The sequence below is a fragment of the Tabrizicola sp. genome, assembly GCF_022842145.1.
In the GTDB taxonomy this organism is placed as follows: Bacteria; Pseudomonadota; Alphaproteobacteria; order Rhodobacterales; family Rhodobacteraceae; genus Tabrizicola.
In genome coordinates this window covers 827,161-851,710 of the sequence record NZ_JALHQD010000001.1, presented here as the reverse complement: position 1 = coordinate 851,710, position 24,550 = coordinate 827,161, and the positions used below count along the sequence as shown (strand labels likewise).

Genomic DNA, 24,550 nt, shown 5'->3' with positions numbered 1-24,550 from the left:
GGGTGAAACGGAGGACATGATGGCTGACGACAGATTTCCCGGCTGGCACGGCACCACGATCATTGCCGTCCGTCGCGGTGGCGAGGTCGTGGTGGCCGGCGATGGCCAGGTCTCGCTGGGCCAGACCGTGATCAAGGGCACCGCGCGAAAGGTCCGCCGACTGTCTCCCGGTGGGCACGACGTGGTCTGCGGCTTTGCCGGTTCGACCGCCGATGCCTTCACCCTGCTGGAACGGCTGGAGAAGAAGCTGGAATCCGCGCCCGGCCAGCTGGCGCGCGCCTGTGTCGATCTCGCCAAGGATTGGCGGATGGACAAGTACCTGCGAAATCTGGAAGCCATGCTGATCGTCACCGACGGGACATCGCTGTTCGTCATCACCGGTGCCGGCGATGTGCTGGAGCCCGAAAATGACGTGGCCGCCATCGGTTCAGGCGGGAACTACGCCCTTGCCGCCGCCCGCGGTCTGATGGCCACCGATCTTTCGGCCGAGGATGTGGCCCGCAAGGCAATGGCCATCGCCGCCGACATCTGCGTCTACACCAACGGCAACCTGACGGTAGAGCGGATCAAGGGGGGCTGAGGTCCGAAAGGACTGCCTCGACTGTCGCCAAGGCCGCACCAAGTTGCGCCATGGGCACACTGACCAGGCTGCCCTTCTCGTGCCTTGCCCACCTGACCTCCTTGCAGATCGCCGTGACCGCCCTGTCCTCCAGCTTGGCCGGAAGCAGGATCTCCAGTCCGATCCGCTTTTCATTCGTGTGACGGTGCAGAAGCAGATGCTCCATGTCCGGGCGGCCATGCAGGAAAATCCGCAACTGGGCCTGGTCATGGCGCAGGTCGACCACCATTCCCTGCGGCAGAACCGGCCGCAACGCGTCGAACACCGCCAGCCAATGCGACCGCGCCTGGGCCGCCCGAAACACCTCATGCTGCTCTGCTGGGTGCACTTCGCCCAGCTGGACCTCTCCCGCATAGGGCCGACCGCCTGCGGCCACCCAGGTCTGCTGATGCCGCGGCCAGTCGGGAAAAAGCTGCAACAGCGGAGTGGCGTTCCAGAACTTGTGCGCGCCGATCGCATGGACGACCGTCGCCCCGTCGCTGGCTTTGGCGCCAACCGGGTGATTGTACGCCATCGGCAAGGCGGTGACCGGCATTTGCAGGCTTGCCGCTGCCAGATACCAAGGCAACTCGTCGATCTGCGACCCAGGCGCGCCTTCGGCCAGACGCCGGGCAAAGCCGTGCAACAGAGCCGATGATCCACCCAGTTCCAGAAACCGGCGCGACACCCCAATGACGCCGCCGTTCAAAAGCGGAACCGCCGGATCAAGCGTCAGCTCGGCGAAAGGGCCCAAGGCGGTGGCCCGCCGCTTGAATGCCCCTTCGGGCAAAGCTCGCCAGGCCAGGCAATCGAACTCCCATATCGCATCCAGCGGACCGCGCACCAGAATGTCGGCATCCAGCCAGACGACCCGCTCGAACTCCTCCAGCAGGTCGGGCAGGTCCAGCTTGGCAAGCACAAGGGGGCTGTACTGACGCAGAAAGCTGGCGGTCCTGTCCGAATTCCTCGCGACCCCCAGCCGTTCTACGGCCGCATCGGAGGCAAAGGGCCGGAACTGGCAGTCCGGCCAAAGCCGGCGAAACGCATCCTGCTGATCAGGCTCCAGCCCGTCATGCAGGATCACGACGGTCGCATCCCATTCCGGATCATGCGCAAGGATCGATGCCAGCAGTGCACCGGCGGCAAAGCCAAGGTCCGCCGTGATCCCAAGCACGATTGCCCGAGGCTTCACCGCGTGACCCCGCCGCCCGCCAAAGGGAACGCCGCGATCAAGACTCCGAGTACTCTTTCTTCACCTGCATGTAGGCCGTCAGCACCGCGTTCATCCGCGTCTGATAGCCCGGCCCCTGAGATTTGAAGAAGTCCAGCACCTCGGGATCAACCCGCAAGGAGATAAGCTTTTTGCGGGTCTGCTCGGGAAGGATCGCATCGGTCCACTCCCCCATCGCCTCGACGGCGAACTCCTCGACCCGTTCGTTGGTGTTCAACACCAGCGGACTGGCCAAAGCACGCTTCTCCGCGATGCTCAGCCGCTTGGGAACTTCATCATCCATACACTCGTCCCTCTTCAACGACAGCGTTCGACGCCGCCTCGTTTTCTTTTTGGTTCAAACGTTTGCGCACGGACGCCATATATACGAACCGTATATATTCAACGCCTGATTGTATATACCGACTGCCAAGTACAATTTACCTCACTTGGTTTGCGCCGACAAACCCCTTATCTCTCATCGGACAGTTTCCCGCTTAGGATTTCCCGGAATGACCCCAGACGACCTTCGCGCTGCCGTTGCCGCGGGCGTTCTGACCGAGGCGCAGGCAGCATCGGTGCAGGCGCTGGCAAACGACCGGGCCGGCAAGCGGGCCGCGCTTCCAGCCGAAGATGAGCCCTTTGAGTTCTTCCGTGGCTTCTCCGAAATCTTCATCTCCATCGGCCTCGTCATCCTGCTGACCGGAGCCTCCGCGCTCCTAACGGTCATTGGCGGCTTTGCCCTTCTGACCCTTGTGCCCCTCGCGACGGCCGGAATGGCCTGGTGGTGGGCCGGCTACTTTACCCTCAAACGCCGGATGACCCTGCCCTCGATGGTGCTGGCCACCGCGTTCGGCACCGGCATCGCCATCTTCGCCTTTACCGTGCTGGCACAGACCGATCTGGGCGAGCGTACGACCGCCATCCTCGGCTTCTCCCTTTCGGCACTTGGCATGGTCGCCTGGTATCGCCGCTTCCGGCTTCCCTTCTCCGCCTTCCTGACCGGGGCCTTCGCCTTGGGGGCCGTCTACGCGGTCACCGCTTCGGCCGAGAACCTCGTGGGCTTTTTCGTCGGCGGCACCGACATCCGCGCCTTCTTCGACCTCGGCGAAAGCCCGGCCTTTGCCACCGCGACGCTGCTCTTCGGCCTCGCCGCCTTCCTGACCGGCATGTGGTTCGACACCCGCGATCCGCATCGCCTTGGTCGCCATGCGGCCACCGCCTTCTGGTGCCACCTTCTCGCCGCGCCCGCCCTCGTCAACACCGTGGCCGTGACGCTTCTGAACGGCGGCGGCATCGGCTTTCTTGCCGTGGCGCTGGTCTTCATTACCCTGCTCGCCTTGGTGATCGACCGCCGCAGCTTCCTGACCGCCGCCATCGTCTACATCGCCATCGTGATCGGCTGGTTCACTGGCGACAGCGGCGGCACCAGCTGGATCTTCGTCCTCCTGACCCTTGGCGCCTTCATCACCGCCATCGGGACCTGGTGGGTGCAACTGCGCGCCAAGGTGATGGACATGCTTCCAGATTTCCCCGGCAAGTCCCGACTGCCGCCCTATGGATCGACAGAATGACCGACCTGACCCCCCGCGAAATCGTCTCAGAGCTCGACCGCTTCATCATCGGCCAGAAGGAAGCCAAGCGCGCCGTCGCCGTCGCCCTGCGCAACCGCTGGCGCCGCAAGCGCCTGGGCGACGATCTGCGCGACGAGGTTTATCCGAAGAACATCCTGATGATCGGCCCCACCGGCGTCGGCAAGACCGAGATCAGCCGCCGCCTTGCCAAACTGGCTCGCGCGCCTTTCCTCAAGGTCGAAGCTACCAAATTCACCGAAGTCGGCTACGTCGGCCGCGACGTGGATTCCATCGTGCGCGATCTTGTCGACGTCGCCATCAACGACACCCGCGCCGCGATGCGCGAAGAGGTCAAGGCCCGCGCCCACAAGGCCGCCGAGGATCGCGTCGTCGAAGCCCTTGCCGGCAAGGAGGCCCGCGAACAGACACGCGACATGTTCCGCGGGAAGTTGAAACGCGGCGAACTTGACGACACGATGATCGAAATCGACGTCGCAGACGCCGCCCCCGCCATGCCGATGGGCTTCGGGATGCCCGGCATGGAAACCCAGATGCAGGGGCTGCAGGACCTGTTCAAGGCCTTTGGCGGCCGCTCCACCCGCAAGCGGATGAGCGTGGCGCAAAGCTACGAAATCCTGATCGGCCAGGAAGCCGACAAGCTTCTGGACGATGAAGCCGTCCGCGCTGCCGCTCTGGAGGCGGTGCAGGAAAACGGCATCGTCTTTCTGGACGAGATCGACAAGATCTGCGCCCGCTCCGATGCGCGCGGTGCCGACGTCTCGCGCGAGGGCGTCCAGCGCGACCTTCTGCCCCTGATCGAAGGCACCACCGTCAGCACCAAGCACGGCCCGGTGAAGACCGACCATATCCTCTTCATCGCTTCCGGCGCTTTCCACATCGCCAAGCCCTCGGACCTCCTTCCGGAACTTCAGGGTCGCCTCCCGATCCGCGTGGAACTCAGCCCCCTGACCGAAGGCGACTTTGTTCGCATCCTCACGGAAACCGACAATGCCCTCACCCGGCAGTACACCGCTTTGATGGCGACCGAGGAAGTCACCGTCACCTTCACCGAAGACGGCATCGCAGCCCTGGCCCGCATTGCCGCCGAGGTGAACCAGTCGGTGGAGAACATCGGCGCGCGCCGACTTTACACGGTGATGGAGCGTGTCTTCGAGGAACTCAGCTTCCACGCCCCCGACCGCTCGGGACACAAGGTCACCGTGGACGCGGCTTTCGTGGAAACCAACATCGGCGCGCTCGCCCGCTCGGCCGACATCTCGCGCTACGTGCTGTAAACGACCGGGCGGGCGGCACAACCCCGACAAGCCGCCGGCCGGAACGCGTCAGGACCCAACCATCGCCGTGACAAGGGCGGCGGTCGCCGCGGTGATCTCGCCCATCTGGCCGTTGACCGTGGCCGACAGGTCGACCGTGGTCCGCAACGCGCCGTTCTGCAGCGCGCCGATGGCAGTGGTGGTGACGCCCTCGATCCGCGCGTCCACGTCGGCAAGGCGAAGCTCGACCGCGCCGATGACCTCGCCCGCATTGACCGACACGTTCTGCATAGCCACCGGGCCGGCGATCCCGCCCCGCGTCTCGATGGTCAGAAGGGCTCCACCGGCCGTCAGTTCGATCCGCTCGATCATCCCCCCGGCGTCGAAGGACCCGGTCAGATCGGCCGACTGCAAGCTGCCGACTGCCGTGGTTGAAACGCGTTGCAGCTCCAAGCCCAGCGCGTCAAATCGGGCCAGTGCACCCGCCTGCACCTCTGTGACGCGGACACCGACCCCGGCCGCCAGCTGGCTACCCGCCGACAAACCCTCCAGGCTCAAGGCAAGATCCAGAAAGTTGCGCTCGACCGACAATGCAAAGGACCCATCCACCATACCAAGATTCTGCGCCACGTTGGTGAGCGCAGCGCTCAGTTCCGGCGCGTCTTCAAGCAGTGCATCAAGCAACGACATCGGCTGCGCCGCCAGAGGGGCGGACAAAAGAAGAAGCATCGGCGCTAAGGTCGAAGCGTGACGGGCCATGCGTACTCGAAACCCTTGTGAAAGGGGCCCCACCAGCGGGTGGGGCCTAGTGTACGGCGACCAGAGGCGTCGCGGGGCATGGCAGCCCCGCAGTTGATCCCGATCGCTGGTCAGACGACGGGGCAGCAGACCTGGCATGGACGTGCCAGGATAACGGGGGTCAGAACGGCCGAAACCGGGACCCGATGGGATGCTACGAAGGGCCGCGTCGTCATAGGGACATCGCGTGCGGCCCTTCGTTTGACCTTCCGCCAACAGGCAGAAGGTCTCTCTGGCCGATGGCTGCATGCACCGGCCAGCGAGGTGAACCCCGCGCCCCAAGGGGACGCGAGGGTGTCGATCACTGGCTCCAGACCCCGCCCACCAGAGCGTTGACCAAGGCAGCCGAGTTGTGGTCGACCGCGCCGATGGCACCGTCGACCGAAGCGGTCATGGCGCCCGACTGCAGCGCGCCGATGGCGGTGGTGGCAACGGACCCGACCTTGGCATCGACATCGGCCAGGATCAGTTCCACCGATCCGTCGATGTCGCCCGCGTTGACCGATATGTTCTGCATGGCCAGGGTCTGGGCGATGCCGCCGTAGGTTTCAGCCAGCATGTTGGCGCTGGTGGTCGAGCCTTCAACCGACGAGGTGACCTTGTTCACGATCCCCGAAGCGTCGAACGAAGCGGTCATGTTACCCGACTGCAGGGTACCGATCGCAGTGGTCGACAGGTTGCCCAGCTCCAGAGTCAGCGGGTCCAGGACCGCCAGCAGCGAAGCCGGCAGATCGACGCCATAGACGTTCGCATTCACCTGGCTGAACGACCCGAAGCCGTCATGTTCGCCAATCAGCGCGTCGATGCTGGTGGCTATGGCCGCCAGCTTGCGCGAGGTGGTGATGTCGATCGAGCCATCGATGTCGTTCAGGTTCTGCGAGATGTTCGACAGGCTGGCCGACAGGTCGTTTGCGTCGGCAAGGATGCTGCCCAGCAGCGAGGTATCGGGCTCCGGCTCCGGTTCCGGTTCCGGATCGGGCGTATTCGGGTCGACATAGGGTGTCGGCTCGGTGACGTCGCCGGATGCGAACAGATCATAGGTCTCGATCGGCTCACCCAATGTCCAGCCCTGAAGCTCTTCGCCCTGATACGTGCCGTCCTTGCCCGCGTTTTCGTCGACGGTCAGTCCGATGGAAAAACCATGCCAGACTTCGGTCCCAGTCACGACCCAGCTCAGTTCGTCGTAGGTCCCGAGGAACTGGATCACCCCGCCCCCTTCGGCCCCACTCAGCTTGTAGCCGGTTTCCGCATCTCCGCTGGACGTCAAAAGATCGTTGTCACTCAGCACGATGAACGGCTGGCTGAACGTCAGCTCTCCCGGCGATGACGGCCTGCCCAAGGAGTAAAGCCCCATCACGGCATTGGTCACGTCTTGACCGAAGGTCAAAGTGTGGGCCTGATATTCGGCGGGCGTCGCGCCCGTCGAGGTAAGCATCGACTCCCCATCCGGCGAGATGGGCGAGATATCTGACCCGTAAGTCAGATCATTGGGATGATAGAAGTCTGCCCAAGTCGCGTTAGTCTGGGATGAATCGTAAATCTCGCCCGAGACGGTCAGGTTCAGCGTTTGACCGGTAATGGGGTCCACAACGGTGCCGGTCGTGCCGGGCGCGTAGGACCCATAGATATCGACGTTGGGCAGTGTATAGGTCGTCGGGACGTTCCAGTCCGTCCAGTTCACGCTGGAAGGCTCGGCGAAGGCGGCCGATGGCAGGGCCAGTGCGGTCGCCGTTGCCAAAGTTGACAGGGCCGCATGACGGTTGACGCCTGGCGCGGCGCTTGCCGACCGTGCTCCAGCTTGCTGCGTTGCGTCCAGACGGAACCGGCGGTGGGATAAAGAGGCTTGCGGCATTCGTCTCTACCTTGGTTTGTGCCCCCCAGCAGTTCTTCGCCGGGGGGCTTGACTTGTTTATCCGGCGGCAAGCCGCCGGAACTGGAAAGCAAGATCAGTTAGAGCCAACCAGCGCGTTGATCAGAGCTGACGAGTTGTGGTCGACCTCGCCGATGGTACCGGTGACCGAGGCGGTCATAGCGCCCGACTGCAGGGCACCGATCGCGGTGGTTGCAATGGTTCCAACCTTGGTGTTGACATCCGCCAGGATCAGTCCGACCGAGCCATCGATGTCGCCCGAGTTGACCGACACGTTCTGCATGGCAATGGTCTGGGCGATGCCGCCGTAGGTTTCGGCCAGCATGTTCGCGCCGGTGGTCGCGCCTTCGGCCGACGAGGTGACCTTGTTCACGATGCCCGCGGCGTTGAAGGTACCAGCCAAGTTGCCCGACTGCAGGGTACCGATGGCGGTGGTCGACAGGTTGCCCAGTTCCAGGGTCAACGGGTTCAGAACCGCAAGCAGCGATGCCGGCAGATCAACGCCATAGACGTTTGCGTTGACTTGGCTGAACGAACCAAAGCCGTCATAGCCACCAATCAGCGCGGTGATGCCGTCTGCAACGTCCGCAAGGCTGCGATCGGTGGTTACCGAGATCGAACCGTCGATGTCGTTCAGGTTCTGCGAGATGTTGGACAGGCTGGCCGACAGGTCCTCCGCGTCTGCAAGGATGTTGTCCAGCAGCGAGGTCGAGGTGTAGGGCGCGGAATCAGTTACTTCTTGGGCGAAAGCTGCGCCGCCGAAGGTGAGGCCGGCCAAAAGGGCGGTGGTGGAGAGAAGGTGCTTCATTTTCGCTTCCAGAATTTGGGCCAGTCCCCCTCGGACTGGCACAGGTTTGCGGGCGTGAAAGAGAGGGCCCGAATGTCCCGCAGGCCGTGGCCAGGGGGATTGCGTTTGCCGGTCAAGAATTCCGGCTTCATGGTTTGGCGAGCCCCGGCTTCGCCACGGTCTCGGCGGCCTTTGCGGCGGGGTCGGGTTCGGGCAAAGCTGCAGGCTCCTTCGAGCGGGTGGCAGCAGCGGTTCCGGCGGATTGCGCGGCCTTCAGGGCCTGCTGCACGACCACGGCAGCGACTTCACCGGCATCGCCTGCAAAGCCCGCCGCGGCTGCTTCCTTCAGGGCAAGCAGCGCAAGGTTCGCCAGCTGCAGCGACTCCGCCGCTTTCTTCATGGCCGTCGGCTGATCTGGGGCAGCCTCTGAGTCCCGCGCCGCCTTGATGGCCATCGTCGCGGCCTGGTTGGCCTTTTCGCCCAGCAGTTCTGCGCGCGAACGTTGCATTTCGACCGGCGCTGTCGCGGCAGGAGCCGCAGGCGCGGTGGCCGCCGCGGCGGTCGCCTCTGGCTGCACTTCAGGTGCTGGCGGGTCCGGCATCGAAATCGGAATGGCCAAGTCGGGCGCGTACTGCTCTCCGTTCATGGCTTGGGCCAGCGCGTCGGGGTCGGCGGTACCCGAATGCGCGACGGCACCCACACCTTCGCTGATGCGCCCGCGACAGGCCGCGTAGACCTCGGGTTCCATGATCTGACCCAGCAATTCGAAGCTGGCCAGATTCAGCATCTGGCGCAGTGCGAAATGCAGCGCCTCGCGGCGCATTCCGCCCGCATCAAGCTGGACCAGCGTGGTGCCGAAGAAGTTGTTCAGCCCGACGCCCATCTCGCTGGTGTAGATCTGCTTTTGCAGCGGGACGCTGGCCACGACCCGCCCGGTGTAGGCGTCGGTCAGCGACAGGTCCAACGCGACCAGAATGCGGCTTTGCTTGTACCGCGGGCCGATGCCCGCCACCGTCGCGATTCCGCCACCGCCGGGGATGAAGTCCAGGCTGTTTATGCTGCCCGAGATGTAGAAGTTGACCGGAACCTGCCGCTTGATGTCCCGGATGCCCCAGTTGGCCTCGTTGATCGTGATCGAGCTGTCGCGGCGGTTCACCACCGAAACGCCCGCCCGGAACAGCGCAGACTGGACGACTTCACCAGCGCCCTGCGTCACATACTTGCCCGCACCGCCTTCCGAGAAGTTCTCCTTGCCGGTGGAATCGGTGACACTGCCCACCGCAAAGACCACACCATTCGGGATCTTGCCGCGCAGGCAGCCAAGAGCCTCGTCGAAGCCGGTCTGTACGTCCGAAATCGGTGGCCCCTCGACCATCCGCACGTTCGCGCCGCTGAACGCAAACATCTCGGCCCGTTGCGAGCAGGCTGCAGTTGCAAGGACCAGCAGAAGGGGGACTATGCGTTTCAATTGCTTAGTATGCAGTTGTTCGCGGTGCCGGCATCGTTCAGCGCGAAATTGTATTCCAGCGTGGCTCCGGTGGCCCCGGTATCGACCGTGGTGAAGCCGACGCTCCCGTCCAGGCAACCAGCGCTGTCAGCCGTACTCGTGGTGTTCAGGCTGTTCCCGTCGCCCGTCACCGTGACCGTCGTGTCGCCGGTATTCATCGCGCCGACGGTGTTGGTGTTGGTGGTGTTGTTGTAGACCGTCTCATAGGTGACCGGCCCCGCAGCAGGCGCCATCCGCGCCGCCCGCTGCGTCTGCGCCTGGCTCAGTCCAAGCGAGCGTTCTGCAGTCGTGGCGAAGCCCCAGGAACTGTTCCAGTTGGCCCCCGCACTGTCGGAGTTCTGAGCTGCCACCGGCAAGGCCAGGGAAGACGCGAACAGGGAAAGGAGGATGATGCGGATCATGATTGGAATTCCTTCAATCCGGCGTGTCGATCGAGATAACGCCGCCGACAACCGTTACGGTGTAGCCATCCGCCGAAGCCGACGTATTGCCACCACCTGCGGTGCTGTTCGCCGTGTAGCCCGGGCCTGATATGCCGGCTCCCGTCCCGCTTTGTCCCGCAAACGCGTACACGTTGTTCCCCGGTCCGGTCGTAGGCGGTGTTGCAGGATCCGACGGGTCGGTCGGCGGCTGTGCGCCGTCGCCCCCTGTCGCAGCCGCAGCTTTTCCGGAGATTGGCGTGCATATCACGTCCGACTCCGGTTCCCACTTGGAGTCCCACTTGTCGTCGGGAAGGATAAGGCCCTCTTCCTCTGCCCAGCAGAAGACGTCGACTTGCTTGGGAACATCGGACACACAGCCGCCCAGCAGAAACACTGCTGAAGCCAGGACGGCGGAAGACCCCATTTGGATGTGACGTCGTTGGGACATTTCTCTGACGTGCCTCTGGCTTCTTTATGAAAAGACTGGATAAATCCTTAGCCCCCTCTGTCGTCAGCTTCTCAATGCCGATTGGACATATTGGCTATCCGCCGATAGTTGGGCTGGCTTTCGACCGAATTGCTTTGTGCCCCGGGCAGCGGCAACTGCACGAAAGACCTGAGATTTTATCGGAGTTGCGTGGGGATGGCCGGATGGGCGTTGTCGCGGAAGCCCCTCACCCAGGGCGCCACCACATGCCGATTCGGGAATTTGTTCCTGATCTCTGCACGATAGCAGACGATCCTAAGGTGGGCCGTGAATGGGCCGCCGATGCGGTTGCCTGATGGCAGGTCGCGCCAGGCAGGCGCCGGGATCAGGCTGTGCAGGTGATGAGGGATTCAGACACAGCTTGACACCCTATAACGGGGCACCCCGGACCACTCGGCCCGGCCGGTCGAACGGATGCCTTAAAGCAACCCGTCCGCGCGACCGATGATCACCGCATGCGTGCGGTTCTTCGCCCCAAGCTTCCGGCAGATCGTGCGGATATGCATCTTCACGGTGGACTCGCTCATTTCCAGACGGAAGGCGATTTCCTTGTTGCCCAGTCCCTCGCCGATATGGTGAAGCACCGTGGTCTCGACTTGCGACAGCCGAGGTTCGCCCACTTGCGAGCCATCGGGCTTCCGGTAGGCAAAGTCACTGGGAACGAATGTCTGCCCTGCGGCCACCAGTCGGATCACGCTGGTCAGCGCCTTCAGCGGCAAGGTCTTTGGGATGTAGCCACGCGCGCCGACCTGCACGGCCTTCTCGACGAAACTTGCCGACACCGATCCCGAGAACAGCACGACTGCGCCATCAGAGTTGTTCTCGACGACCTTCGCCACATCGCTGATCCCGGTCAGACCTGGCAGCACCACGTCCAGCAAGACGACGTTGAAGCCCCCCACTTCGCGGATCTTCGCAATCCCGCTGTTGAGATCCCCGGCGACAGTGATGGCAAACCCACCGTCTTCGCCAAGGAAACTCTTGACCAGTTCCACGATCAGGCTGTGGTCGTCGATCAGCAGCACCGATATCAAGTCAGTATTGCCCTGCACTTTGTCGTCCTTGTTCGTGGCCTGAAACGCGGGGGCGCTCACATTAAGCACGTTGATCTATCCTATGGGTCAGCAGTGCAGCGAATTTGCTGCCGCAGTTTACGGTTCTTCGTCTAGCAACGGCTGGGGGGGGCGTGAACAGTCGCAAACAGCACTCAACGCTATCAAAGGATAGCATGGTGCCTTGCCCCCGTCGATATAGTTTGCCAATCGAAACGATCACTCCAGGTTGCGCTTCGTGGCGCGTTCTTTTCCAGAATCTTCGCTAAACCATTCCCGCGCCACAGCTTCTTAGGCGACAGCCGGGCGGGAATGGATCAGGTGCCCTGCGCTGGCGACGGTGATGCGTGGGGCTTCTGATGCGCCACCGCGGTTCCGCCGGCACCCGGCCCCATAGAGAATCTATCGTACGGTCCGCTCGCGACCATCCAGTACCCGCGTTGCGTCTGGTTGGTCCTGCGATACCCCAAGTATAGTCCCCACTATCCTATTCGAAGATCTGCCCCGACTCCGGCCACTCAGCGCCCGGTTGATATGGGGAACGCTCCTTTAATGTCCAAGCGATAGATCGCCCGGTTTTGGGTCGCTCAGTAGAAAGCATGGACATCCTAGCTTTTGAACTTGGTGACCTTAGATGAACGTGCCCCCAGCCAACTCCACAGACATTCGTCCCACCCGACTTGCATCGCAGTCCGGGGGCCTGCCAGGCGGTTGGTGGATCCTGCCATCGGCGGTCCTGGGTCTGATCGGCTGGATCGCGATCTTCTATAGCATCGGGCTGATCGGATGAGGATCTCGTCCATTTCCAACTTCGAGACCAGCAATCCGGTCGTGCTAATGGCACTGTCCGATGCTCTGGCCTTGATCGACGGGAATGAACATCCCGCTATCCTTCTGGGTGGCGACACGGTTTCGGGACTGGAAGTGCGCTCGATCCTGCAGTCGCAGGGCTTCGAGGTGCTGTGCGGCGCCGACGTGATGAACGCCGACGACGAGCCGATCCTCGTCGTCATGAACGAATTTCTTGCGCAGCCGCAGAACCGTGCGCGGTTCAACCGGATGCGTGACCTCCTTCCCTTGGCACCCGTTCTCACGGTCTTCGATCCCGACGGATCGGGGTCGCGGCGGCTCGTTGCCCATTCCTGATTTGACCGGAGCACAACCATGTGGCCCTTTCGACCTGCAACAGACCGTTTTTCCGGGCCAAGCCCGTTCCGCCGTGCGGAACTCGGCGCAAGACTTCCCGCCACGATCCTCCGGCTTGTGGGCGAGCCGTCCCTGGCCGGCCTGCGCATCCTGAATCTGGGGTTCTCCCGGCAGGATCGCATCGTGCTGAGCGAGACACAGAATGGACTTGGTGCCCGGGAAGTGGCCGCTTCGGAAGAGGTCTATCCAATCGGCCTCGGCAAGCCCGGTAGCCTGCGCTACGACGGAATCGTGGTGAACCTCGACCGTTTTGCCGATACGGACATGGGCGTCGACCGCCTGATGCGCTTTCGGCGGGCAAGTCCCGGCACTTTCATCGTCATGGCAACGGCAGGCGTTGCATCAGATGATTTTGGCCACCATCGCCGCGCAATCTGTGACAGCACTCTGCGCCTGCCCCTGACCCCCTCGCGTCTCAGCGAGGCGCTGATGGCAGCATTGGAAAACCACCGAAACCACCAAAGCTGATCTGGTCCTTATGCCGGCCCACCGCAGGCTGCGCCGCAAGTGTCCAGCGTGCCCTGGGAACGCTCGGTATTCGGTGGCCCATCTCTCCTGCAAAGAGGAGGTGGGCCACCCGCCTGGCGCCCGCGACATAAATCCTGACATTCGGTAAACGCCCGGGCCCAAGCCATTGAAATTGCAGTGGCCTGAAATCTCGCCACAGTGGGCACCCCCCTTCCCCGACCGCTCCCGCCCCTGTAGTCTCCCCCCACCACCGGGGGACCAGCAGTGACCGAAGACACCGTCACGCCGATGATGGCGCAGTATCTGGACATCAAGGCCCAGAACCCCGGCGCCCTTCTTTTCTACCGGATGGGTGACTTCTACGAGATGTTCTTCGACGACGCCGTCGCCGCCAGCGCCGCCCTCGACATCGCCCTCACCAAACGCGGCTTCCACCAAGGTGAGCCCATCGCCATGTGCGGCGTCCCGGTCCATTCGGCCGAAGGCTACCTCCTCACCCTGATCCGGAAAGGCTTCCGCGTCGCCATCGCCGAACAATTGGAAGACCCCGCCGAGGCCAAGAAGCGCGGCTATAAATCCGTCGTCAAACGCGACGTCGTCCGCCTCGTCACCCCCGGCACCTTGACCGAGGACTCGCTCCTCGAAGCCCGCCGCCACAACTTCCTCGCCGCCTACTCGGAAGTTCGCGACCAGGCCGCCCTCGCCTGGGCCGACATCTCCACCGGCGAATTCCGGGTGATGCCGTCCTCCCTCACCCGACTTTCCCCCGACCTCGCCCGCATCGCCCCGCGCGAGCTTCTCCTCTCCGAGGCGCGGGAGACCGAGATCACCGCCGCCCTCGACCCCGGCCTCGCCATCACCCCCCTATCCCGAGGCAGCTTCGACTCCACCAACGCCGAGCGGCGTCTCTGCGACCTCTTCCGCGTCGCCTCCCTCGACGCCTTCGGGGCCTTCGACCGCGCCGAGGTCTCCGCGATGGGCGCGCTCGTCGACTACCTCCACCTCACCCAGCGCGGCCGGATGCCGCTCCTCCGCCCGCCGGTCCGCGAACCCCTTGGCGGCACGATGCAGATCGACGCCGCGACCCGCCGCAACCTGGAACTCACCCAGGCCCTCTCCGGTGGCCGCGACGGCTCCCTCCTCTCCGCCATCGACCGCACCGTCACTGCCGGTGGCGCGCGCCTCCTTGAACGCCGCCTTTCCTCCCCCTCGCTCGACCTCCACATCATCCACGCCCGCCACGCTGCACTGGACTTCCTCCTCGAAGCCCCCTCCCTCCGCGACCAGCTCCGCGAGGCCCTCCGCCGTGTCCCCGACATCGACCGCGCCCTCTCCCGCCTCGCGCTCGACCGCGACGGCCCCCGCGACATGACCGCCATCCGCGCCGGTCTTGAACAAGCCGGCCGCATCGCCCAACTTCTGATCAACGCCCCGCCCCTCCTGACCGAAGCCGCCCAAGCCCTCGTCGGCCACGACCAACTCGTGCATCTCCTCACCCAGGCCCTCGTCGCCGAACCCCCGCTCCTTACCCGCGACGGCGGCTACATCGCGCCCCAATACGACCCCGACCTCGACGATACCCGCGCCCTCCGCGACGAGGGCCGCGGCGTCATCGGTCGGATGCAGGCGGAATACGTCGAGGCGACAGGCGTCACCTCCCTGAAGATCAAGCACAACAACGTGTTGGGCTACTTCATCGAAACCACCACCACCCACGAAGACCGCATGCGCGCCATGCCGGAGCTCTTCATCCACCGCCAAACCACAGCCGGTCAGGTCCGCTTCACGACCCTCGCCCTCAGCGATCTTGAAACCCGCATCCTCAACTCCGCCAACCACGCGCTCGAGATCGAAAAGCGGCATTACGCCACCCTGAAAGCCCAGATCCTCGACCATTCCGCCCCCATCGCGCTGGCCGCCCGCGCGCTGGCCGAGATCGACCTCGCGGCCGCCTTCGCCGACCTCTCAGCGGAAGAAAACTGGTGCGCCCCCATCGTGGACGACAGCCGCGCCTTCCAGATCACCGCAGGCCGCCACCCCGTCGTCGAACGCTCGCTCCGCCAGCAAGGCCAGCCCTTCGTGGCGAACGACTGCGCCCTGACCCAAAAGGACACCCCCGCGGTCTGGCTGCTGACCGGCCCGAACATGGCCGGTAAATCCACCTTCCTAAGACAAAACGCCCTGATCGCCCTTCTTGCCCAGGCTGGCAGTCACGTCCCGGCCACCGAAGCCCGCATCGGCCTCGTCTCGCAGCTGTTCAGCCGGGTTGGAGCCTCGGACGACCTGGCCCGCGGCCGGTCGACCTTCATGGTAGAAATGGTCGAAACCGCCGCGATCCTGAACCAGGCCGACGACCGCGCCCTGGTGATCCTGGACGAAATCGGCCGCGGGACCGCCACCTATGACGGTCTCTCAATTGCCTGGGCCACGCTGGAACACCTGCACGAGGTCAACCGCTCCCGTGCTCTGTTCGCCACGCATTACCATGAGATGACCGCGCTGGCGGGCAAGCTTCCGGGCGTGAAGAACGCGACCGTGACGGTGAAGGAATGGGAAGGCGAGGTCATCTTCCTGCACGAGGTCCGCGAAGGCGCCGCCGACCGCAGCTACGGCGTGCAGGTTGCGCGACTGGCGGGCCTGCCGCATTCGGTGATCGAACGGGCCAAGGTCGTCCTGGACGCGCTGGAAAAGGGCGACCGCGAGGGCGGCAAGCAGGCCACCCTGATCGACGACCTGCCCTTGTTCCGCGCCGCGCCGCCCCCACCCCCGCCACCGAAGCAAAAGGCCTCAGCGGTGGAACAGCGGCTGAAGGACATCCATCCGGACGAACTCACGCCGATGGAAGCCCTGAAACTAATCTATGAAATCAAGGGCCTGGCGTAGGGTGGGCGATCCGCCCACCTTCCCTTCACCCAGCCGTGTTGGATGACACCCCAACCTGCGCCGGACGCAGCAGGCGGTCGAACAGCATGAAGCCCTCGGTCGCGACCTGAATGATCTGACCTGCCTTCGTCCCGGGCAGCGGGGCTTCGAACATCGCCTGATGCAGTTGCGGGTCGAACATATCGCCCACCGCCGGGGAAATCATGGTGATCCCGTGCTTGGACATCACGTTCGACAGCTCCCGCAGGGTCAGTTCGACACCCTCGATCAGCGCCGACGAGGTCGAGCGGCTTTCCTCGGGGATCGCCTGCAGCGCGCGGCTCAGGTTGTCGTAGACCGGCAGAAGATCCCGGGCGAGCCGGGTGCTGCCATACATCTCGGCCTCTTTGCGATCCCGGTCGGCCCGCTTGCGCGAGTTTTCGGCATCCGCCAGCGCCCGCATGAAACGGTCGCGCAACTCGTCGCGCTCGATCCGCAAAGCCTCCAGCTCACCGGCTTCCTGCGCTTCAAACTCTTCCACATCCACCTGCGGCGAGGTGGTTTCTTCCTGCGACATTCGCAACGTCCTTCTTCAGCCCTTGCCGCGGTCACTGACCAGGCGGCCCACCAGCTGGGCGGTATAGTCGACAATCGGAACGATGCGGCCATAGTTCAGCCGGGTCGGTCCGATGACGCCCACCGCGCCGATGATTTTCCGATCAGCGTTCATATAGGGAGAAACGACGAGACTTGAACCGGAAAGTGAGAAAAGCTTGTTCTCGGAACCGATAAAAATGCGGACACCTTCGCCCGCCTCGGTCAGATGCAGGAATTCGGCGATGTCCCGCTTGCGCTCCAGATCATCGAAAAGACTGCGGATTCGGTCGATCTCGGACTGATCCGCCGCCTCGCCGATCAGGTTCGACCTGCCACGCACAATCAGACGCTCCGACGGCTCACCGGCGTTCTCCCAGAGGGCAAAGCCGCTTTCGACCATCTCACGCGCCAGCGAATCGATCTCTTGGCGCCGCTTGCCGATCTCGGACACGATGTTGGCCCGCAGTTCGGACAGGGTCCGCCCCTCGGCCAAGGCGTTCAGGAAATTCGCCGCCTCGCGCATCGACGATGGCGTCTGCCCCGGTGGCGGCGCGAAGACGCGGTTTTCCACCTGCCCGTCCGCGAACACCAGGACGACAAGCGCCCGATCCGCGGCAAGGCTGACAAACTCGATATGCCGGATCGCCGCTTCCCGCTTCGGGGCGAGCACCACGCTTGCCCCCCGGGTGATCACCGAAAGTGCCGCCCCGACGTCGTCAAGCAGGGTCGCCACGTCCTGATCATTGGAGCCTGTGGTGGCGTCGATCTTCTCCTGATCCTCGGGCGCGACCTCGCCGACCTCCAGCAGGCTGTCGACGAACATCCGCAGGCCCATCTGGGTTGGAATACGGCCAGCAGAAATGTGGGGGCTGTCCAGGAGCCCAAGATATTCAAGATCCTGCATGACATTACGAACCGTCGCCGCCGAGACCTTTTCCGAAAGGGTCCGTGTCAGGGTGCGCGACCCCACCGGCTCCCCGGACGTCAGATAGCCTTCGACGACGCGGCGAAATACTTCGCGCGTGCGGTCGTTCATGTCGCTCAGGATGGGTTGCGCGTTCGTCATCGGTTCAGCAATCGGCCTTGCATCCGGTGCCAGTGGTTGCATATGTGGCCGCATTCCAGCGAAAGGTCCAGCAATGCGCCCGTCAGGCAGAAAACTAAGTGATCTTCGGGTGGTTTCAATCGAAACCAACGTGATGAGACACGCCGAAGGCTCCTGCCTGATCAAGATGGGCGACACGCACGTCCTCTGCTCGGCCACTATCGAGGACAAGGCGCCACCCTTTCTGAAGAACACCGGGCAGGGCTGGGTCACGGCCGAATACGGGATGCTGCCCCGCGCCACCAACTCGCGCACCCGGCGTGAGGCTGCGGCAGGCAAGCAGTCTGGCCGTACGCAGGAGATTCAACGGCTTATCGGTCGCTCGCTGCGCGCGGGCGTGGACCGGCAGGCTTTGGGCGAACGGCAGATCGTGGTCGACTGCGACGTGATCCAGGCCGACGGCGGCACCCGCTGCGCCTCGATCACCGGCGGATGGGTCGCCTTGCGTCTGGCGATGAACAAGCTCCTGACCTCGGGCGTCATCGTCTCGGACCCGATGCTGGATCACGTCTCCGCCGTCTCCTGCGGGATCTACGCCGGTCAGCCCGTGTTGGACCTCGACTACCCCGAGGATTCCGCCGCCGGAACCGATGGCAACTTCGTCATGACCGGCGCCGGAAAGCTGATCGAGGTGCAGATGTCGGCCGAAGGTTCCGCCTTCATCCAGGAGGAGCTGCTGCAACTTCTCGACCTCGCCCGTGCCGGCAACGCGGCCTTGGTTGCTGCCCAGCGGGCGGCCCTGGGTCTGTAGGATGCTGAAGCGCGGGGATCGCCTGCTGGTCGCCACGCACAACCGTGGCAAGCTGGAAGAGATCGCCGATCTTCTCGCGCCCTTCGACGTAACGGTCGTGGGGGCCGGAGACCTCGGCCTTCCCGAACCCGAAGAAACCGAGACCACTTTCGTCGGCAACGCCCGCCTCAAGGCCCATGCTGCTGCGAAAGCCTCCGGCCTCGTGGCGCTGGCCGATGACTCGGGTCTGGCCGTCGACGCCTTGGCTGGCGCGCCGGGTGTATTCACCGCCGACTGGGCCACAACGGCGACCGGCCGCGACTTCACCGTCGGTATGACCCGCGTCTGGCGCGAACTGGAGGCCGCAAAAGCCCCCGAACCCCGCACTGCCCAGTTTTGCTGTACCCTGGTTCTTGCAGCACCGGACGGGCAAGACCTTGTGTTCGAAGGCAAATCCCCCGGCCGCCTCGTCTGGCCCGGCCGAGGCGAGCAGGGCCACGGCTTCGACCCTATCTTCATGCCCGACGGCTATACCCAGACCTTCGGAGAGATGGACCGCTGGGAGAAGAACCGCCTCTCCCACCGCGCCGACGCCTTCCACAAACTCGTCGCCGCCCTGTTCCCCTGATGGACGCCCAGCCCTACGAAGATTGGCGCCACGCCGGCTTCGGCCTCTATCTTCACTGGCCCTTCTGCCAGTCGAAATGCCCCTACTGCGACTTCAACAGCCACGTCGCCACCCGGATCGACCAATCCCGCTGGCTTCAGGCGTTCGAATCCGAAATCGACCGCGTCGGTGCCCTGACCCAAGGCCGCATCCTGAACTCCGTCTTCTTCGGCGGCGGCACGCCCTCGCTGATGGAAGCCGCCACCGTCCAGGGCATCCTTGACCGCGTCCGCGCCACCTGGACCCTTGCAAACGACATCGAGATCACCCTCGAAGCCAATCCCGGCTCGGTGGAGGCTGCCCGCTTCGACGCCTATGCAAAAGCGGGCGTCAACCGCGTTTCCCTTGGAATTCAATCGCTTGACGCGGAAGACCTCCGCCGCCTCGGCCGGATACACAGCGTGGACGAGGCCGCGAAGGCCATCGCCATCGCTCAGTCCACCTTCGACCGCGTCTCCATCGACCTGATCTACGCCCGCCAGAACCAGACCCTCGCCGCCTGGCGCGACGAACTGAACCGCGCGCTCGACTTCGGGACCTCGCACCTCTCGCTCTACCAGCTGACCATCGAGGACGGCACCGTCTTCGGCCAGATGCACGCCAAGAACCTCCTCCGCGGCCTGCCGGAAGAGGATCTCTCCGCCGACATGTTCGAGCTGACGCAAGAGATCACCCGTGCCGCCGGCCTTCCCGCCTACGAAGTCTCGAACCACGCCCGCCCCGGTGACGAATCACGGCACAACCTGATCTATTGGCGGATGGGCGATTACGCCGGCATTGGCCCCGGCGCGCATGGTCGCCTGACCCTTGGTTTGACTCGATTCGCCACCGAGGCCGAGCGTCAACCAACCCCTTGGCTGAACCGCACGATCACCCATCCTGGCAGTGCCGAGACAACCGATCGCCTCTCTGCCGAGGATCGCGCTTCCGAGTACCTGATGTTCGCGCTTCGCCTGAAAGAGGGTGCCTCCCTCAGCCGTTTCGCGGCACTTTCTGGTGCATCGCTGTCCGACCTCGCCCTGGCCGAGATGAAAGGCTTGGGCTTCCTGACCCAGGACGCTGACCGGATCAGCACCACGGAAACCGGCGTCATGATGCTAAACGGCATCCTGCGCGCCCTCCTGGCAAACCGTCAAAGCGCCAGCTGATCAATCTTCATCTGGTAGCTGGGAAAGGATCCGACACAATCTGTCGAGGTCTTCCAGCGACGCATAGCGGATCGTCAGCTCCCCGCTCTCCGCCCCGGCCATATGGTCGATCCGGACCGGAAGCTTCAGATTGGCGGCCAGATCCGCCTCCAGCGCCCGCGTATCCGCATCCTTCTCGGGTGCCTGCCGCGTTCTGGCCGACGCGGGCTTCGCATTCTCCTGCGCTTTCACCAACCGCTCGGTTTCGCGCACCGACAGGCCCTTTGCGACGATCTGAGCCGCCAGTTCCGCCGCTTTCGGGCTCCCGATCAGCGCCCGCGCGTGCCCGGCCGACAGGCCGCCCTCACGCACCATGTCCTGCACTTCGGTCGGCAGTGTCAGCAGCCGCAGCAAGTTCGCCACATGGCTCCGGCTCCGGCTCAGGGCTTCGGCCAATTTCTCCTGCGTATGACCGAATCGAGTCATCAACTGCCGGAATCCCAGCGCCTCTTCGATCGCGTTCAGGTCGGCACGCTGGATGTTCTCGATGATCGCGACTTCAAGGACCTCGGTGTCGCTAAGGTCCCGAACAACCACAGGAACTTCATGCAACTGGGCAAGCTGGGCCGCACGCCAGCGCCGTTCGCCGGCGACGATCTCATAGGTATCCCGCCCCGGTTTCCGCCGCACGATAAGGGGCTGAATCACCCCCTTCTGGCGAATCGAATCGGCAAGGCTGTCCAGGTCTTCCTTGCGGAAATCCAGCCGTGGCTGCTGCGGATTCGGCTCCAGCTTGTCCACCGGGACGTGCAGTTCCGCCTTGCGCGACGCCGCCATCTGCTCGGGGCCCGCCAGATGCACATCGGCCATCAGGGCAGACAATCCGCGACCCAGGCCGCGCTTTTCGATCTTGCTGCTCATCATCAGGCCTCTGAAACTTCGGGGGTTTTCCGGCGATCCGCAATTTCACGCGCCAGCGCACGGTAGGCTTCCGCTCCCTTGGAGCCGGAATCGTAGCTTAGAACCGGCAATGCATAGGACGGCGCCTCACTGATCCGCACATTCCGCGGGATCGTCGTCTTCATGACCAGATCGCCCATATTGGCGCGGGCGTCGGCTTCGACCTGCGCCGTCAACCTGTTGCGGCGGTCATGCATCGTCAACACAACCCCTTCGATCCGCAGGTCCGGATTGGCAGAGCGGCGCACATCGCGAATCGTCAGCATCAACTGCGACAGCCCTTCCAGCGCAAAGAACTCGCACTGAAGCGGGACAAGGACAGAATGCGCCGCGACAAGGGCGTTGACAGTCAGAAGGCTCAAGGCAGGCGGACAGTCGATCAGGATATAGTCAAAGCCATAGGCATCCATCTCGGGGCGCCGCAGCGCATCATGCAGCAGATAACTCCGGTTTTCGATGGACACGATGTCCAGGTCGGCCGAGGACAGGTCAGCATTGGCAGGGATAATCATGATGTCCGGAATGCTGGTCGCCATCACAACATCCTGTAGTTCTGCGCCATCAACCACCAAGTCATAGCTGGTCTTCTTGCGCGCATCGGGTCGAACTCCCAAGCCTGTCGAAGAGTTTCCTTGCGGATCGATATCCACCAGAAGGACCTTCTTGCCAAGCTCAGCCAAGCCGGCGGCCAGGTTGATCGCAGTGGTCGTCTTGCCGACGCCACCCTTTTGATTGGCCAAAGCAAGGATGTAAGCGTCAGACATGGCGGTGAATGTTCCTGATCACTAGAATTGCGGCTTCGCCTTCCGACAGGCTGGGCCGCGTGTCAACGTCGAACTCCCAGGAAGTGCGGGCTGAAGCAAGATCCTCTTGGTAGCGGGCGCCCTTCGGAAAGATCGCAACTCCATTTGGGTGGAGGTGTTTTTCTGCAAAGCCCAGCAACTCCGGCAGCGCTGCCAGCGCTCGGGCTGAAAGGACGTCGACGTTCAGGGAAGAAAGTGATTCGATTCGCTCGCTGACTACTGTGACCTGCAGCGACAAAGCTTGAGCCGCTTGCCGAAGGAAGGTCGCTTTGCGCAGGTCAGCTTCAACGAGAGTGACGTGGAGTTGCGGCATCAGCTCGCGGGCAAGCACAGCGACGACTAGTCCAGGGAATCCGCCCCCGGCGCCCAAATCAGCCCAAGTTTTTGCTGTCGCGGGGCAGAGTGTGAAAACCTGCGCCGAATCCGCGATGTGGCGGGTCCACAGGTCTTTCAGCGCATTTTTGCTGACAAGATTGATCGCTCCGTTCCAGCGGTGGACAAGTGCTTCGTAGGATTTCAGCGCTTCGAATGTTTCACGTGAAACATCTATCCCGCCGACCGACAGCTCATACGCAGTCGTCATCCTGCAAGCCGCTCTGCAGATTTGCGCAAATGCCCCAACAGCAGCAGCAACGCGGCAGGCGTGACCCCTTCAATACGTTGGGCATGAAGAATCGATTCGGGCTGAGCACGCGCCAGCTTCTGCTTCAGCTCATTGGAAAGCCCGGAAATGCTGCCGTAATCGAATCCCTTCGGGATCCGCTGCGTCTCTTGGCGGCGCAGATCAGCCACTTCCTTGCTTTGACGGTCAGAGTACTGGTCGTAAGTTGAATCTATCTGCAGCTGGTCCAGGACCTCCCGCCCCAACATCTGGTAGGCGGGAAAGGAATTCTCCAGCAGATCAAGTTCGGCGCCGGGCAATGACAGGACATCGTAGGCCGACCGCTTCGCGCCATCGCGGCTGACCGCGATCCCCACTTCGTTAAGTGCTTTCGGCCCGATCATCGCTGCCGACAGCGCTTGCCGCCCGGTCTCCAGCGCGTCCAGCTTCGTTTCAAACGCAACGCGCCGCGCCCCAGACACACAGCCTGCGTCCAGACCCATCGGCGTCAGCCTCCGGTCCGCATTGTCAGCGCGGACTGTAAGCCGGAACTCGGCCCGCGAGGTGAACATCCGATAGGGCTCCGTCACCCCGCGCGAGGTGAGATCATCGATCATCACACCGATGTAACTGTTCGTCCGGCTGAACTCGATTGGCGAACGACCACAAGATGCCGCGGCGGCATTCATGCCAGCCACAATACCTTGAGCGCCCGCTTCTTCGTATCCCGTCGTGCCGTTGATCTGGCCCGCGAAGTACAGCCCCGGAACGGCGCGCGTTTCCAGCGTCTGCTGAAGTCCGCGCGGGTCAAAGTAGTCGTACTCGATGGCATAACCGGGCTGCAGAATAACCGTCTCCTCCAGCCCGACTATCGTGCGGATGTAGGCGTGCTGGACGTCCTCCGGCAGCGAGGTCGACAAACCATTCGGATAGACGGTGTGGTCGTCCAGTCCCTCCGGTTCCAGGAACACCTGATGTGAGGTCTTGTCGGCAAAGCGCACGACTTTGTCCTCGATCGACGGGCAGTAGCGCGGCCCGACACCTTCGATGTGCCCCCCATACATGGCGGAGCGACCAAGGTTATCCCGCACGATCTGGTGGGTCGCCTCGGACGTATGGGTTATCCCGCAAGAGATCTGCCGCGCCTCCGGCACCCGGTTCAGGAAGGAAAACACCACCGGAGTCTCATCCCCCGGCTGGCTTTCCAGCCGCGCCCAATCGATCGTCCGCCCATCCAGACGGGGTGGAGTACCCGTTTTCAACCGTCCCACCGGCAGCGCCAGCTCCGCCAGTTGCGATGCCAGCACGCGCGAGGGCGAATCACCCATGCGGCCGCCCGACATCCGCTGGTCGCCAATATGTATCACGCCGTTCAGGAAGGTTCCTGCCGTCAGCACCACGCGACCCGATGCCAGCTCCACTCCCGAGGCCACCACAACGCCGCTCACGGCTCCGCCCACCAGACGCAGCCCCGAAACCTCGCCCTCGATGATGTCCAGCCCCGGCGTCGCCAGCAGTTCCGCCCGCATCGCCTCACGATAGAGACGCCGGTCGATCTGCGCCCGCGGCCCCTGCACGGCAGGCCCTTTCCTGCGGTTCAGCAGGCGGAACTGGATTCCCGCGCGGTCAGCCATCCGGCCCATGACGCCGTCAAGCGCATCAATCTCGCGCACGAGGTGGCCCTTGCCCAGTCCGCCGATGGCCGGATTGCAGGACATGGCGCCCAAAGTCTCGATCCGCAGCGTCACCAGCGCCGTCGACACGCCCATCCGCGCCGCAGCCGCAGCGGCCTCGGCGCCCGCATGGCCGCCCCCGATCACGATGACATCGTAGTGTTTCACGTGG

24 protein-coding genes are annotated in these 24,550 nt (G+C 63.6%); 9 read left to right on the top strand and 15 right to left on the bottom strand.

What is annotated here, in order from left to right; genetic code table 11:
- Positions 1-19: 19 nt before the first annotated feature.
- The gene (hslV, locus tag Q0C42_RS04330; RefSeq protein WP_295072452.1) at positions 20-580 is read left to right on the top strand and encodes an ATP-dependent protease subunit HslV; all 561 of its coding nucleotides are present in this window, start codon (positions 20-22) and stop codon (positions 578-580) included.
- On the opposite strand, the gene Q0C42_RS04325 is transcribed toward hslV, so the two are convergent.
- Positions 567-1,790 (bottom strand): glycosyltransferase, encoded by a 1,224-nt coding sequence (locus Q0C42_RS04325; protein ID WP_295072449.1) that lies wholly within the window; start codon positions 1,788-1,790, stop codon positions 567-569. The two genes, hslV and Q0C42_RS04325, sit on opposite strands and share 14 nt — an antisense overlap.
- Before the next feature lie 37 nt (positions 1,791-1,827).
- On the bottom strand, positions 1,828-2,112 hold the full coding sequence (locus tag Q0C42_RS04320) for a BrnA antitoxin family protein (RefSeq protein WP_295072447.1): 285 nt from the start codon (positions 2,110-2,112) through the stop codon (positions 1,828-1,830).
- 208 nt (positions 2,113-2,320) lie between these two features.
- Between Q0C42_RS04320 and Q0C42_RS04315 the strand changes: the two genes are divergently transcribed.
- Both Q0C42_RS04315 and hslU read left to right on the top strand, forming a co-directional pair.
- Positions 2,321-3,382, top strand: coding sequence for a hypothetical protein (locus tag Q0C42_RS04315; RefSeq protein ID WP_295072444.1), 1,062 nt, complete (start codon positions 2,321-2,323; stop codon positions 3,380-3,382).
- Complete coding sequence (gene hslU / locus Q0C42_RS04310) at positions 3,379-4,677, top strand: ATP-dependent protease ATPase subunit HslU (RefSeq protein WP_295072442.1); 1,299 nt, start codon at positions 3,379-3,381, stop codon at positions 4,675-4,677. The genes Q0C42_RS04315 and hslU overlap by 4 nt, the downstream gene beginning before the upstream one ends.
- A 48-nt stretch (positions 4,678-4,725) precedes the next feature.
- Here hslU and Q0C42_RS04305 read toward each other — a convergent pair whose 3' ends face one another.
- From Q0C42_RS04305 to Q0C42_RS04275, 7 genes are all read right to left on the bottom strand, one after another.
- The gene (locus tag Q0C42_RS04305) at positions 4,726-5,415 is read right to left on the bottom strand and encodes a hypothetical protein (RefSeq protein WP_295072439.1); all 690 of its coding nucleotides are present in this window, start codon (positions 5,413-5,415) and stop codon (positions 4,726-4,728) included.
- A gap of 340 nt (positions 5,416-5,755) precedes the next feature.
- Entirely contained in the window at positions 5,756-7,192 is a 1,437-nt protein-coding gene (locus Q0C42_RS04300; protein ID WP_295072437.1) for a hypothetical protein, read from the bottom strand.
- Between the two features lie 208 nt (positions 7,193-7,400).
- Positions 7,401-8,132, bottom strand: coding sequence for a hypothetical protein (locus Q0C42_RS04295; RefSeq protein WP_295072434.1), 732 nt, complete (start codon positions 8,130-8,132; stop codon positions 7,401-7,403).
- Positions 8,133-8,259: 127 nt separating this feature from the next.
- Positions 8,260-9,516 carry a CsgG/HfaB family protein gene (locus tag Q0C42_RS04290; RefSeq protein ID WP_295072431.1) on the bottom strand — a complete coding sequence of 419 codons (1,257 nt, stop codon included), beginning with the start codon at positions 9,514-9,516 and terminating at the stop codon, positions 8,260-8,262.
- A gap of 59 nt (positions 9,517-9,575) precedes the next feature.
- The gene (locus Q0C42_RS04285) at positions 9,576-10,019 is read right to left on the bottom strand and encodes a hypothetical protein (protein WP_295072428.1); all 444 of its coding nucleotides are present in this window, start codon (positions 10,017-10,019) and stop codon (positions 9,576-9,578) included.
- Between the two features lie 13 nt (positions 10,020-10,032).
- Positions 10,033-10,413, bottom strand: coding sequence for a hypothetical protein (locus Q0C42_RS04280; RefSeq protein ID WP_295072425.1), 381 nt, complete (start codon positions 10,411-10,413; stop codon positions 10,033-10,035).
- 533 nt (positions 10,414-10,946) lie between these two features.
- On the bottom strand, positions 10,947-11,630 hold the full coding sequence (locus Q0C42_RS04275) for a response regulator transcription factor (protein ID WP_295072422.1): 684 nt from the start codon (positions 11,628-11,630) through the stop codon (positions 10,947-10,949).
- 786 nt (positions 11,631-12,416) lie between these two features.
- Between Q0C42_RS04275 and Q0C42_RS04270 the strand changes: the two genes are divergently transcribed.
- The 3 genes from Q0C42_RS04270 (at position 12,417) to mutS (ending at position 16,136) form a co-directional block, all read left to right on the top strand.
- The gene (locus Q0C42_RS04270) at positions 12,417-12,725 is read left to right on the top strand and encodes a hypothetical protein (RefSeq protein WP_295072420.1); all 309 of its coding nucleotides are present in this window, start codon (positions 12,417-12,419) and stop codon (positions 12,723-12,725) included.
- Between the two features lie 18 nt (positions 12,726-12,743).
- Positions 12,744-13,253 carry a hypothetical protein gene (locus Q0C42_RS04265; RefSeq protein WP_295072418.1) on the top strand — a complete coding sequence of 170 codons (510 nt, stop codon included), beginning with the start codon at positions 12,744-12,746 and terminating at the stop codon, positions 13,251-13,253.
- 264 nt (positions 13,254-13,517) lie between these two features.
- Entirely contained in the window at positions 13,518-16,136 is a 2,619-nt protein-coding gene (mutS, locus tag Q0C42_RS04260; RefSeq protein ID WP_295072414.1) for a DNA mismatch repair protein MutS, read from the top strand.
- Between the two features lie 25 nt (positions 16,137-16,161).
- Here mutS and Q0C42_RS04255 read toward each other — a convergent pair whose 3' ends face one another.
- Complete coding sequence (locus tag Q0C42_RS04255) at positions 16,162-16,692, bottom strand: nucleotide exchange factor GrpE (protein WP_295072412.1); 531 nt, start codon at positions 16,690-16,692, stop codon at positions 16,162-16,164.
- A 15-nt stretch (positions 16,693-16,707) separates the two neighbouring features.
- On the bottom strand, positions 16,708-17,778 hold the full coding sequence (gene hrcA / locus Q0C42_RS04250; RefSeq protein WP_295072409.1) for a heat-inducible transcriptional repressor HrcA: 1,071 nt from the start codon (positions 17,776-17,778) through the stop codon (positions 16,708-16,710).
- 73 nt (positions 17,779-17,851) lie between these two features.
- On the opposite strand from hrcA, the gene rph reads away from it, so the two are divergent.
- Genes rph through hemW form a run of 3 tightly spaced genes read left to right on the top strand, consistent with a single transcriptional unit; the run spans position 17,852 to position 20,362 of the window.
- Positions 17,852-18,568: a ribonuclease PH gene (rph, locus tag Q0C42_RS04245; RefSeq protein ID WP_295072406.1), complete on the top strand. Its 717-nt coding sequence runs from the start codon at positions 17,852-17,854 to the stop codon at positions 18,566-18,568.
- A 1-nt stretch (position 18,569) separates the two neighbouring features.
- A complete protein-coding gene (gene rdgB / locus Q0C42_RS04240) occupies positions 18,570-19,175 on the top strand; it encodes an RdgB/HAM1 family non-canonical purine NTP pyrophosphatase (protein WP_295072404.1) in 606 nt (201 codons plus the stop codon).
- Positions 19,175-20,362 carry a radical SAM family heme chaperone HemW gene (gene hemW / locus Q0C42_RS04235; RefSeq protein ID WP_295072401.1) on the top strand — a complete coding sequence of 396 codons (1,188 nt, stop codon included), beginning with the start codon at positions 19,175-19,177 and terminating at the stop codon, positions 20,360-20,362. The genes rdgB and hemW overlap by 1 nt, the downstream gene beginning before the upstream one ends.
- Here hemW and Q0C42_RS04230 read toward each other — a convergent pair whose 3' ends face one another.
- Genes Q0C42_RS04230 through mnmG form a run of 4 tightly spaced genes read right to left on the bottom strand, consistent with a single transcriptional unit; the run spans position 20,363 to position 24,546 of the window.
- Positions 20,363-21,265, bottom strand: a complete 903-nt coding sequence (locus Q0C42_RS04230; protein WP_295072398.1) for a ParB/RepB/Spo0J family partition protein — start codon at positions 21,263-21,265, stop codon at positions 20,363-20,365.
- Complete coding sequence (locus Q0C42_RS04225; protein WP_295072395.1) at positions 21,265-22,065, bottom strand: ParA family protein; 801 nt, start codon at positions 22,063-22,065, stop codon at positions 21,265-21,267. The genes Q0C42_RS04230 and Q0C42_RS04225 overlap by 1 nt, the downstream gene beginning before the upstream one ends.
- A complete protein-coding gene (gene rsmG, locus Q0C42_RS04220; RefSeq protein ID WP_295072392.1) occupies positions 22,058-22,687 on the bottom strand; it encodes a 16S rRNA (guanine(527)-N(7))-methyltransferase RsmG in 630 nt (209 codons plus the stop codon). The genes Q0C42_RS04225 and rsmG overlap by 8 nt, the downstream gene beginning before the upstream one ends.
- Positions 22,684-24,546 carry a tRNA uridine-5-carboxymethylaminomethyl(34) synthesis enzyme MnmG gene (mnmG, locus tag Q0C42_RS04215; protein ID WP_295072390.1) on the bottom strand — a complete coding sequence of 621 codons (1,863 nt, stop codon included), beginning with the start codon at positions 24,544-24,546 and terminating at the stop codon, positions 22,684-22,686. Before mnmG ends, rsmG begins: the two co-directional genes overlap by 4 nt.
- Positions 24,547-24,550 lie beyond the last annotated feature (4 nt).